The organism is Streptococcus sp. 2579 (assembly GCF_013277195.1).
Lineage (GTDB): Bacteria > Bacillota > Bacilli > Lactobacillales > Streptococcaceae > Streptococcus.
On sequence record NZ_VMMM01000003.1, the window covers coordinates 150,082 to 161,805 of the forward strand.

12 protein-coding genes and 3 pseudogenes are annotated in these 11,724 nt (G+C 36.1%); 6 read left to right on the forward strand and 9 right to left on the reverse strand.

What is annotated here, in order from left to right; genetic code table 11:
• Positions 1 to 170 precede the first annotated feature (170 nt).
• Complete coding sequence (locus tag HT725_RS01445; protein WP_173218473.1) at positions 171 to 1,841, reverse strand: formate--tetrahydrofolate ligase; 1,671 nt, start codon at positions 1,839 to 1,841, stop codon at positions 171 to 173.
• Between the two features lie 232 nt (positions 1,842 to 2,073).
• On the opposite strand from HT725_RS01445, the gene coaB reads away from it, so the two are divergent.
• The 5 genes from coaB (at position 2,074) to HT725_RS01470 (ending at position 5,370) form a co-directional block, all read left to right on the forward strand.
• Positions 2,074 to 2,763, forward strand: a complete 690-nt coding sequence (gene coaB, locus HT725_RS01450) for a phosphopantothenate--cysteine ligase (RefSeq protein ID WP_173218471.1) — start codon at positions 2,074 to 2,076, stop codon at positions 2,761 to 2,763.
• An 11-nt stretch (positions 2,764 to 2,774) separates the two neighbouring features.
• Positions 2,775 to 3,326 (forward strand): phosphopantothenoylcysteine decarboxylase, encoded by a 552-nt coding sequence (gene coaC, locus HT725_RS01455; protein WP_173218469.1) that lies wholly within the window; start codon positions 2,775 to 2,777, stop codon positions 3,324 to 3,326.
• Positions 3,310 to 3,873: an ECF transporter S component gene (locus tag HT725_RS01460; protein WP_000747412.1), complete on the forward strand. Its 564-nt coding sequence runs from the start codon at positions 3,310 to 3,312 to the stop codon at positions 3,871 to 3,873. The genes coaC and HT725_RS01460 overlap by 17 nt, the downstream gene beginning before the upstream one ends.
• A gap of 442 nt (positions 3,874 to 4,315) precedes the next feature.
• Entirely contained in the window at positions 4,316 to 4,843 is a 528-nt protein-coding gene (locus tag HT725_RS01465) for an ECF transporter S component (protein ID WP_173218467.1), read from the forward strand.
• 11 nt (positions 4,844 to 4,854) lie between these two features.
• The gene (locus tag HT725_RS01470; protein ID WP_000159184.1) at positions 4,855 to 5,370 is read left to right on the forward strand and encodes a transcription repressor NadR; all 516 of its coding nucleotides are present in this window, start codon (positions 4,855 to 4,857) and stop codon (positions 5,368 to 5,370) included.
• 11 nt (positions 5,371 to 5,381) lie between these two features.
• Here HT725_RS01470 and HT725_RS01475 read toward each other — a convergent pair.
• From HT725_RS01475 to HT725_RS01505, 7 genes and pseudogenes are all read right to left on the reverse strand, one after another.
• Positions 5,382 to 5,507, reverse strand: a pseudogene (locus HT725_RS01475) (NUDIX hydrolase); the annotation flags it as partial.
• Positions 5,508 to 5,584: 77 nt separating this feature from the next.
• Positions 5,585 to 6,550, reverse strand: coding sequence for a substrate-binding domain-containing protein (locus HT725_RS01480; protein WP_000691495.1), 966 nt, complete (start codon positions 6,548 to 6,550; stop codon positions 5,585 to 5,587).
• 99 nt (positions 6,551 to 6,649) lie between these two features.
• Positions 6,650 to 7,594: a ribose ABC transporter permease gene (gene rbsC, locus HT725_RS01485; RefSeq protein WP_004248623.1), complete on the reverse strand. Its 945-nt coding sequence runs from the start codon at positions 7,592 to 7,594 to the stop codon at positions 6,650 to 6,652.
• Position 7,595: 1 nt separating this feature from the next.
• Positions 7,596 to 9,074: a sugar ABC transporter ATP-binding protein gene (locus HT725_RS01490; protein ID WP_173218463.1), complete on the reverse strand. Its 1,479-nt coding sequence runs from the start codon at positions 9,072 to 9,074 to the stop codon at positions 7,596 to 7,598.
• A gap of 13 nt (positions 9,075 to 9,087) precedes the next feature.
• On the reverse strand, positions 9,088 to 9,486 hold the full coding sequence (gene rbsD, locus HT725_RS01495; RefSeq protein WP_050971367.1) for a D-ribose pyranase: 399 nt from the start codon (positions 9,484 to 9,486) through the stop codon (positions 9,088 to 9,090).
• Entirely contained in the window at positions 9,461 to 10,372 is a 912-nt protein-coding gene (gene rbsK, locus HT725_RS01500; RefSeq protein ID WP_050971368.1) for a ribokinase, read from the reverse strand. Before rbsK ends, rbsD begins: the two co-directional genes overlap by 26 nt.
• Entirely contained in the window at positions 10,372 to 11,346 is a 975-nt protein-coding gene (locus HT725_RS01505) for a LacI family DNA-binding transcriptional regulator (RefSeq protein WP_000207600.1), read from the reverse strand. Before HT725_RS01505 ends, rbsK begins: the two co-directional genes overlap by 1 nt.
• A gap of 144 nt (positions 11,347 to 11,490) precedes the next feature.
• On the opposite strand from HT725_RS01505, the pseudogene HT725_RS01510 reads away from it, so the two are divergent.
• Positions 11,491 to 11,559 (forward strand): annotated as a pseudogene (locus tag HT725_RS01510) (DNA-binding transcriptional regulator); the annotation flags it as partial.
• Here the strand turns inward: HT725_RS01510 and HT725_RS01515 are convergent.
• A pseudogene (locus tag HT725_RS01515) lies at positions 11,556 to 11,708 on the reverse strand (NUDIX hydrolase); the annotation flags it as partial. The pseudogenes HT725_RS01510 and HT725_RS01515 overlap by 4 nt on opposite strands.
• Positions 11,709 to 11,724 lie beyond the last annotated feature (16 nt).

Sequence of the window (11,724 nt, forward strand, 5' to 3'; positions counted from 1 at the left end):
GGTTGCAGATAGAACTGACGTAGTCAGTAACATCTATACGGCAAGGTGAAGCTGACGTGGTTTGAAGAGATTTTCGAAGAGTATAATTCTTATTGATGAACTGCTTGCAGTCTGAGAAAAAATGAGCTTGGATAGTATTTCCAAACTCATTTAAAGTCAAGTACAATATACTAGAACAAGCCTAGGACTGTTCCATCGCTTTCAACATCCATGTTGAGGGCTGCTGGTCGTTTTGGAAGTCCTGGCATGGTCATGACATCACCAGTTAAGGCAACGATGAAGCCTGCACCTAATTTTGGCACCAATTCGCGAATGGTAATTTCAAAGTTTTCAGGTGCTCCAAGTGCATTTGGATTGTCAGAGAAACTGTACTGAGTCTTAGCCATACAGATTGGTAATTTGTCCCAACCATTTTGAACAATTTGAGCGATTTGCGTTTGAGCTTTCTTTTCAAAGTTCACTTTGCTACCACGGTAGATTTCAGTAACAATTTTTTCAATCTTTTCTTGGACAGAAAGGTCATTGTCATACAAACGTTTATAGTTAGCTGGGGTTTCAGCGATAGTCTTGACAAGAGTTTCAGCAAGAGCTATTCCACCTTCTGCACCATCAGCCCAGACACTTGCCAACTCAACTGGTACATCGATTGAGGCACAGAGTTCTTTCAAGGCTGCGATTTCTGCTTCTGTATCAGAGACAAACTCATTAATAGCTACGACTGCAGGTACTCCAAATTTACGGATGTTCTCAACGTGGCGTTTCAAGTTAGCAAAACCGGCACGAACAGCTTCTACGTTTTCTTCTATCAAAGCGTCTTTAGCCACGCCACCATTCATCTTAAGGGCACGAAGGGTTGCTACAATAACTACTGCATCTGGAGATGTTGGCAAGTTTGGTGTCTTAATATCAAGGAATTTCTCGGCACCAAGGTCTGCACCAAAACCAGCTTCAGTAACTGTGTAATCAGCCAAGTGAAGGGCTGTTGTAGTTGCCAAGACAGAGTTACATCCGTGAGCAATATTGGCAAATGGACCACCATGTACAAATGCAGGTGTTCCGTAAATTGTCTGAACCAAGTTTGGCTTAATAGCATCCTTCAAAATCAAAGCCAAGGCACCCTCAACCTTCAAATCGCCAACAGAAACTGGTGTACGGTCGTAACGATAACCGATAACAATATTCGCCAAACGGCGTTTCAAATCTTCAATATCAGTCGCCAAGCAAAGAATAGCCATGATTTCAGAAGCAACTGTAATGTCAAATCCATCCTCACGTGGAATACCGTTTAGAGGGCCACCAAGTCCAACAGTTACATGACGAAGGGCGCGATCATTCAAGTCCACAACGCGTTTCCAGAGGATACGACGTTGGTCAATTCCCAACTCATTCCCTTGATGTAAGTGGTTGTCAATCAAGGCAGAAAGAGCATTGTTGGCAGTCGTAATGGCATGCATGTCTCCAGTAAAGTGAAGGTTGATGTCTTCCATTGGTAGAACTTGAGCATAACCACCGCCAGCAGCACCACCCTTGATCCCCATGACTGGACCAAGAGACGGTTCGCGGATAGCAATCATGGTTTTCTTGCCAATCTTGTTCAGGGCATCCGCAAGACCAATGGTAATAGTTGATTTTCCTTCACCTGCAGGTGTTGGGTTGATGGCAGTAACCAAAATCAATTTCCCAACTGGATTGCTCTCAACTGCACGAATTTTATCAAAGCTGAGCTTAGCCTTGTACTTTCCATACAACTCCAAATCGTCGTAAGAAATTCCAAGCTTCTCTACAACATCAACAATAGGTTTCAACTCAATACTCTGTGCGATTTCAATATCTGTTTTCATTCAAAACTCCTCTAACCTCTTATATGATAATTCATTATAACACAAAACAAGATTTTTAACATCCCAAAACTCTCTAAACGTTCGTAAATATCCCTATTTTTAAGGTTTTTAAAGTCCTTTCTTAAATTTTATATGGCTTTATAGTTTGAAACTATAGTAGATTCTTTTTATTTTCTATATATATTCAAGCGCTTTCTTTTGCTTATTATTTTTTTTTTGGTACAATAGTGCTATGAAAATTTTAGTTACATCGGGCGGTACCAGTGAATCTATCGATAGCGTCCGCTCTATCACTAACCATTCTACAGGTCACTTGGGAAAAATCATCACAGAAACCTTGCTTACTGCAGGGCATGAAGTTTGTTTAATTACTACAAAACGAGCTCTGAAGCCAGAAGCCCATCCCAACCTAAGTATTCGAGAAATTAACAATACCAAGGACCTTCTCCTTGAAATGCAAGAACGTGTCAAGGACTATCAGGTCTTGATTCACTCAATGGCTGTGTCCGATTACACTCCTGTTTATATGACAGGTCTGGAGGAAGTTCAGTCTAGCTCCAATTTGGAAGAATTTTTAAGCAAGCAAAATCATCAAGCTAAGATTTCTTCGACTGATGAGGTTCAGGTTTTATTCCTAAAAAAGACACCCAAAATCATCTCTCTAGTCAAGGAGTGGAATCCTGCTATTCATCTGATTGGTTTCAAACTGCTGGTTGATGTTTCCGAAGACCATCTGGTTGACATTGCTAGAAAAAGTCTTATCAAGAACAAAGCAGACTTAATCATAGCAAATGACCTAACCCAAATCTCAGCAAAGCAGCACAGAGCTATCTTTGTTGAAAAAGATCAGCTTCAAACAGTCCAGACTAAAGAAGAAATTGCAGAACTCCTCCTTGAAAAAATTCAAGACTATCATTCATAGAAAGGAAAACTATGGCAAACATTCTCTTGGCTGTAACGGGCTCAATCGCCTCTTACAAGTCGGCAGATTTAGTCAGTTCTCTAAAAAAACAAGATCATCAAGTCACTGTCTTAATGACTCAGGCTGCTACAGAGTTTATCCAACCTTTGACACTACAGGTACTCTCACAGAATCCTATTCACTTGGATGTCATGAAGGAATCCTATCCAGATCAAGTCAATCATATTGAACTTGGAAAAGAAACTGATCTATTCATCGTGGCCCCTGCAACTGCTAACACTATTGCAAAACTAGCCCACGGCTTTGCGGACAATATGGTGACCAGTACGGCTCTAGCCTTGCCAAGTCATATCCCAAAACTCATCGCACCTGCTATGAATACAAAGATGTATGACCATCCAGCAACTCAGGCTAATCTGAAAACATTAGAAACCTACGGCTATCAGCTGATCGCTCCGAAGGAATCCCTACTAGCTTGTGGAGACCACGGACGAGGAGCCTTAGCTGACCTCACAATTATTTTAGAAAGAATACAGGAAACTCTCAATGAAAAAACGTTCTAATATTGCACCTATTGCTATCTTTTTTGCAACCATGCTCGTGATTCATTTTCTAAGCTCACTTATCTTTAACCTTTTTCCATTCCCAATCAAACCGACCATCGTTCATATTCCTGTCATTATTGCCAGCATTATCTACGGTCCACGCGTTGGGGTTACACTTGGATTTTTAATGGGACTACTTAGCTTGACCGTTAACACAATTACGATTCTGCCGACAAGCTACCTCTTCTCTCCCTTCGTACCAAACGGGAACATCTACTCAGCTATCATTGCCATCGTCCCACGTATTTTGATTGGTTTAACTCCTTATCTGGTCTATAAACTGATGAAAAATAAAACCGGTCTGATTCTAGCTGGCGCCCTTGGTTCACTTACTAATACAGTCTTTGTCCTTGGTGGAATTTTCTACCTTTTTGGAAATGTTTTTGATGGTAATATCCAAAAACTCCTAGCAACTGTTATCTCAACAAACTCCATTGCTGAATTAGTTATTTCCGCAGTTCTAACCCTAGCCATTGTTCCAAGATTACAAACTTTGAAGAAATAAAAACAATCTCCGCTTTCATGCTTGAAGGTGGAGATTTTGTTCTGTATATTTTATTTTTTAGTGAAATTTTTACCAGTAAAATATATTGAAATAAGATACCAACAAATAGATTAGGGAATTCAAATTAATTTCTAGAAATATTTTATCATTCATGATATACTCTTCCAGTTTCAAACTACTATATTTATACTCAATGAAAATCAAAAAGTAAACTAGGAAGATAGCCGCAAGTTGCTCAAAACACGGTTTTGAGGTTCTGGATAGAACTGACGAAGCCAGCTCAAAATACTGTTTTGAGATTGCAGATGGAAGCTGACATGGTTTGAAGAGGTTTTCGAAGAGTATTAACTAAAAAACGACCTATAAACTCAAGTAAATCCTTGCTTTATTGTCTGGTTTATTATACTATACTAGTGTATATACAGATAAAAAGGAGATTCTTATGAATACACGGAAAAAGACACAATTTATGACAATGACTGCCCTCTTAACGGCTATTGCGATTTTGATTCCAATTGTTATGCCTTTTAAGATTGTCATTCCACCTGCTTCTTACACTTTGGGAAGCCACATCGCTATTTTTATCGCTATGTTCTTATCGCCCTTGATGGCAGTTTTTGTCATCATAGCCTCTAGTTTTGGATTTTTGATGGCTGGCTATCCCATGGTTATCGTATTTCGAGCTTTTTCCCATATCTTTTTTGGGACTTTGGGGGCTCTTTACCTACAAAAATTCCCCGAAACCCTAGATAAACCAAAATCTTCCTGGATTTTCAACTTTGTGTTAGCGCTTGTCCATGCCCTTGCTGAAGTATTAGCCTGTGTCCTTTTTTATGCAACTTCCGGTACCAATGTAGAAAATATGTTTTATGTTCTCTTTGTACTAGTTGGATTTGGCACAATTATCCATAGTATGGTAGACTATACATTAGCACTAGCTGTCTATAAAGTGCTTCGAAAACGCCGTTAAAAGGAAGAACTATGACAAAAGATCGTAAACAAGCCCTGCTCCAACTCTTGAAAGAAGCTCCTAAAGCCCTCAATGGTCAAAGTTTGGCTGAACATTTTCATGTTACACGCCAGGTCATTGTACAGGACATTGCAATTTTAAGAGCCGATGGTGCTCCTATCCTATCCACCAATCGTGGCTACATCTATAAGCAAATTGAAACCAATCCTTATGTTCACAAACTTTTCAAAGTGAAACATGAAGTTGAAGAAATCGGTCAAGAACTCCTTGCTATCGTAGATAATGGAGGGCGTGTCCAGAATACCTTGATTGACCATCCCGTTTATGGAGAAATTGAAACCTTGCTGAAACTGTCTTGTCGTAGAGATGTGCAACATTTTCTAGAACAAGTCGAGCATTCAGATTTTAGACCTCTGTCTGAATTGACAGATGGCATCCATTACCACCTAGTCGAAGCTGAAACACAACAAGACCTCCGCTATATCGAGGAGGCCTTGGATCAGCTAGGTTATTTAGTAAAAGACTAGAAGATTTTCTTCTACCAATCATCTTCTGTACGGCGAGAGTAGAAAAATTCAGATTTGTCCGGAGCTTCCATCATTTCCATCAAAGGCAACATATCATAGGCCAGATTCAAGTTTGGAATCTGGTCTTTTTGAATCCAATAGCTCAAATAGTAACAATGATATTTAAAAACTACATTGAATGAAGATGAATAAGTACCTACTTATTGAAAATATATCACCAATTATGTTGATCAACATTATCCTTAGTCACAAGATAAATTGGAGAAACTGTTTCTTTTTCTAGTTTTTTCCCTTGATAATGATCAATTGCTGATTGAATAGCAATTTCACCCATCTTAGCTGGTTGCTGAGCAATAGTGGCAGTAATATCACCTTTGGCAATAGCATCATGTGCATCTGGTTGACCATCAATACCAACAATTAATACATTGCTAAGACCAGCTGCTTTTACTGCTTGTGCAGCTCCTAACGCCATCTCATCATTCTGTGCAAAGATTGCTTGTACTTCTTTGTTTCCTTGAATCATATTTTGCGCTGTATTCAAAGCTTTTGCGCGATCAAAATTAGCGGATTGACTAGAAAGAACATCTAAATTTGTCTTTGAAATTTGTTCAAATCCTTTACCTCTATCTACAGTTGCAGAAGCGCCAGGGACTCCTGATAATTCAAAAGTTTTTGCTTTTTCTCCCAATTGCTTGGTAATAAATTCGGCAGCCATTTTACCTGCTTCTACGTTATCAGAAGCAACAGTTGTCAAGACTTCACCACCATTACTACCGCGGTCAATTAAGATTACTGGAATATTTGCATTATTAGCAGCTTTAATAGATGTAACAATTGCATCAGAATCAACTGGATTAATTAGTAAAGCATCTACATTTTGACTTATAAAATTCTGAATATCATCTGCTTGTCTAGCAGCATCATCTTGTGCATCTGCTATCTTCAAAGTTACTTCTTTTTCTCCTGCGGCTTTTTCAAGACCATCTTTCATAGCCACAAAATAGGGATTGTTAGTAGTCGAAATAGAAACTCCTAATTTTAATTCTTTTGCCGACTTTTGAGTCGTAGATTTATTATCATTTGATGAATTTCCTAAACCAGTTTTTCCACAAGCTACTAAAGCAAAAATAAATGTTACAAACAAAGCAAAAATGCTAATTTTTTTAATAATTTTCATGTTATTACTCCTCGTAATATATATAGGGATAGTTTCCATCCCGACTATTGTTCGTCATCTAATAAATTGTTACTATTTCCAAAAAAATTGAAAATGATTCTACTGTTTTACAACTTTAAAACGATCAATCAGAACAGCAATTAAGATTACAACTCCTTTTACTACTTGTTGCCAAAATGCTGAAACACCGATAATATTAAGTCCATTATTCAAAACCCCAATAATTAAAGCACCTATTAAGGTCCCCAGTATACGACCTTTACCTCCTGATAATGAGGTTCCCCCAAGAACAACAGCTGCAATAGCATCCATTTCATAACTAGCACCTGCTGTTGGTTGAGCAGAACTTAAGCGTGATGTTATAATTAATCCAGAAATTGAAGCCATAATACCTGATATTGAATAAATGATAATTTTCACTTTATTTAGTTTCACACCTGATATATATGCTGCTTTTTCATTCCCCCCTATAGCATACACAGATTTACCAAATGCTGTTTTATGAAGTAAAACATATAAAACAATAAATACAATAAACATAATAATTACAGGAAATGGAATTCCTACTATGTAACCTTGCCCCAAAAATTGAAATAAGAATGTATCACTTAATCCTTTTGTAATAGGATTCCCATTTGTATAAACAAGTGTTGCGCCTCTAAAAATAGTCATAGTTGCTAAAGTAACGATAAATGGAGCTAATTTCCCGTAGGAAATCAATAAACCATTCATCATCCCCAGAATACAACCCAAAATTAAAGAGATGAGAATTGCTAATGTAACAGGCATTCCAGATCCTAATAGGCCAGCTGTTAACGCACTGGATAAGGCTAAAATTGATCCAACTGATAAATCAATTCCACCTGTTAGAATAACAAAGGTCATTCCAAAAGCGATCAGTGCATTTGATGTTACTTGCAATAGTAAATTTAACAGATTATTTGCTGTTAAAAAATTTGAATTGATAATAGTGATGACAGCCATTAAAATTATCAATGCTATTACTGTTGTCAATTCTGACATATACTTCATAGTATTTTTCACACTATTGTCCTCCTGTAGCTAGTTGCATAACTTTTTCTTGTGTAACTTCTTGACGTGTTAATTCTCCACTAATTCTTCCTTCATGCATGACCATAATGCGATCACTGACTCCGATCACTTCTGGTAAATCTGAAGATACCATAATAATCGGTACACCTCGTTCAGCCAATTCATTCATTAATTGGTAAATTTCACGCTTAGCACCAACATCTACCCCACGAGTTGGCTCATCTAAAATCAGTACTTTTGGTGCAATACCTATCCATTTTGCTAAAACTACTTTCTGTTGATTACCACCAGAAAGTGTCCCAACTTCCTTATCTGGATAACCTGATTTAATTTGTAACCTATCAATTAAGCGTTGTACAAATATACCACTTGTTTTATTATCGAAAATGCCATTTTTAACAAAATCACGAGTACTAGGTAAAGTCATATTATCTTTAATAGAAAAATCTAAAATCAATCCCTCATCTTTACGATCTTCTGTTAAGAAACCAATTCCATGCTTAATTGCTTCAAAAGGATTTTTAATTATCAGTTGTTCTCCGTTTATTATAATTTGACCAGATTTTAAAGAATCAATTCCAAAAATTGCTCGCATTATTTCAGTACGACCAGCACCCATCAAACCAGAAAAACCAAGAATTTCCCCTTGACGTACATAGAAAGAAATATCCGTAAAAGCATCACCAGAAAGATTCTTAGCTTGAAAAACAATATTCCCAATCTCAGCCTTTTTTTCTGGATAATAATCTTCTAATTCACGACCTACCATCTTCTGAACTAATTCATCCGCATTAGTTAACTTCGTTTTCTTAGTATCAATTACAAACCCATCCCTCATAACAGTTATAAGATCTGTAATCTTAAAGATTTCTTCCATCCGATGTGAAATATACACAATACCTACACCATCAGATTTTAATCCTTCTATCACTTTAAAAAGTGTTTCAGTTTCACGATCAGTTAAAGCTGCTGTGGGTTCATCCATAATTAACAAGGAAACTTCTGATAATAAACATTTTGCTATTTCTATCATTTGTTGTTGTCCGACTGATAATTGACCAATGATTGCATCGAGAGGAATAGAGATATTAAGACGTTTAAATGCTTCTTTAGCTTTCCTTTCCATACTAGCCTTATCTAGAAACCCAATCGAATTTTTTATTTCTCTTCCTAAAAAAAGATTATCAAGTACAGTCATATCTGGCCAAGTATTCATTTCTTGATGAATAAAACTCAATCCAAACCGTTCTGCCTCTTGAGGATTAGAAAATGTTTTTTCTTTTCCATCAATAAAAATAGTTCCTGAAGTAGCTGGAAAAAGTCCAGTTAAAATATTCATTAAGGTTGATTTGCCTGCACCATTCTCCCCCATTAAAGCATGAACTTCTCCTGAATTAAGAACCAAATCAATACTTTCTAAAACACGATTATTCCCAAAAGATTTTGAAATGTTCTTCATTTCAATTTTCATAGGCAACCCCCTTCTAAATAATAACTCCTGATTGCAAGATTATATTCGAATATGGTGTATCTTCCCCAGTGCGAATAACTGCTTTAACTTTAGTATTCATAGCTTTCAATTCTTCATGACTAATATATTCAATAATTATATTCGATCCTAAAAGATCTAGAACTGCATGCCACTGTTCTTTGTTTTTTTCCTTAATTTCTTCTGCTAAGAAAATTTTTTCAATAAGTACATGATCTGAATATTCTTTTAAAACCTCTAAAAAACTTGGACTACCTTTTCTTAATGCTAAATCAATTTTATCAACACCTTTTGGAACTGGCAATCCTAAATCTCCGATACAAACCAAATCCATATGACCTAAATCATCAGCTAGTTTTGCTATATTACTATTTAAAATCCCATATTTCTTCATATCCTGAATGCTCCTTTATTTCTTTCAAACTCGGCATGCCTCCTTGCGCTCCAAATCTTTGAACAGAAAGATGTGAAGCAATCGTTGCAAAGGACAATGCAACATTCATCTCTTTTCCTTTTGAGATAGCATAAGCAAAAGCACCATTAAACGTATCTCCTGCTCCTGTAGTATCAACTACTTCTGCTTTTATAGCAGGAATCTTCTGAACTGCTGTCCCATCATAATAAATAGAACCTTCAACTCCTAATGTCACAATCATTTTATTAGGATAAATTTTAATAATTTCTTCTAATTTCTTATCTGGAAAAAGCTCTGAACATTCATGCTCATTAGGAGTAATAAAATCACAAAAAGGAATCATCTCTATGTCTGTTTCTCTAGCTGGTGCAGGATTGTAAAGCACCTTAACTTGATTTTCTTGACAAAATTTAGCTATAGATAGGTTGGCTTCATGTGGTATTTCATTCTGTAATACAACAATACTTGCATCACTAATCAATTCCCACTCATTTTTCCAATCATTTGTTTTAACTAAATTATTCGCTCCGGGATAATAAATAATCCTATTATCACCTCCATATAAAGTAATTTGTGCAGCTCCTGTAGATTGTGGTACCGTTCCCACATGTTCTGTAGAAATATTATTATTTTGCAAATTACTTAGTAAATCTTCTGAAAAAATATCTTCTCCGACGTTTCCAAATATGTAAATATTATCTTCTACACTGGATAATCTACCAATAGCTACAGCTTGATTTGCACCTTTTCCACCTGGAACTATATTAAATGAATCCCCAAAAATCGTTTCACCTCCTTCTGGAATCCTTTTTGTTCTCATAACTAAGTCCATTGAAATACTTCCAACAACAACAATTTTACTCATTACTTTCTCCTTAATGTATTTCTTTCTACGTATCTAACAGGTAGTTTAATTTTAGCTTCATCTATAGAGAACTTATTTGCCATATTATAGATTAGCTTTGCAGCCTGTTCTCCCATTTTATATGATGATTGGTGAATAGTTGATAAAGAAGGGTAAATAAATTGACTAAGTACAATATCGTCATAACCAATGATTTGAATATCATCTGGAATTTTTTTACCAATTGCTAAAATTTCATGAATATAAGCTATCGCATGAATATCTGAAGGTGCTATAATACTATCGATATTGGGATTTCTTTTTAGATTCTCTTTAGCTTCTTTTTGAATTTTTTCAAAGTCAAACGTTTCACTTTCTTCAATACAAATTTCTAAAGATTTATTCCTCAAATAGTTTAAACTTGCTTCAAACCGTTCCGCGATATTCTCGGCTTTATCATCTAAAACTTTAATAATCAGAACTTGTTTAGCACCTGCATTACAGATTGCTTCAGCAGCCAAACGACCACCTGACTGATTATCAGAAAAAACACCGTAACCTGTATCTTTACTAATTCGATCAACCACAACAACAGGTAATGATAAATCTGGATATTCTTTTGTGAAGTCATGTGTAGTAATAATTCCAGCAGCATTTGTTTTCAACAGTAAATTAACATATTCACTCAAAGATTCTTGGTCTGAAATCGTACCAACCATAATTCTATAACCTTTATCTTTCAAATATGATTCAGCTCCTCGAACCAATCTTGGGAAGAAGGGATTTGAAATATCTGGCAATAAGAGTCCCACCATTTGGTTTTTTTTGGTTTTCAAAGATTGTGCTAATACATTTGGTGTGTAATTTAATTTTTTAATCGCATTTTTTATTTTCTCTCTCGCATCATCTCCAACATAACCTTTTTTTGATATATATCTTGAAACCGTTGATTTTGATACTCCAGCTTCTTCAGCAACCTGTTTTATTGTAGTCATCATTCCTCCTTCTTACGTTGTGGAACCGTTCCCTTATTCTATAGTAAACGTTTTCTTTTGATTTGTCAATACTTTTCTAAAAATATTTTAAATTTATTTCAGAGTACATATATTTTTTCCAAATCCATTATTACTATTATACAGGAAATACAACAAGGCCTCCACTATATCGAGGAGGCCTTGGACCAACTTGGTTATTTAGTAAAAGACTAGAAAATTTTCTTTTCCCAATCGTCTTCTGTACGATGACGGTAGAAAAACTCTGATTTGTCAGGAGCTTCCATCATCTCCATCAAAGGTAACATATCATAGGCCAGATCCAAGTTTGGAATCTGGTCTTTTTGCACCCAAGAAACTTCTCCAAATCCAAAAGATTGA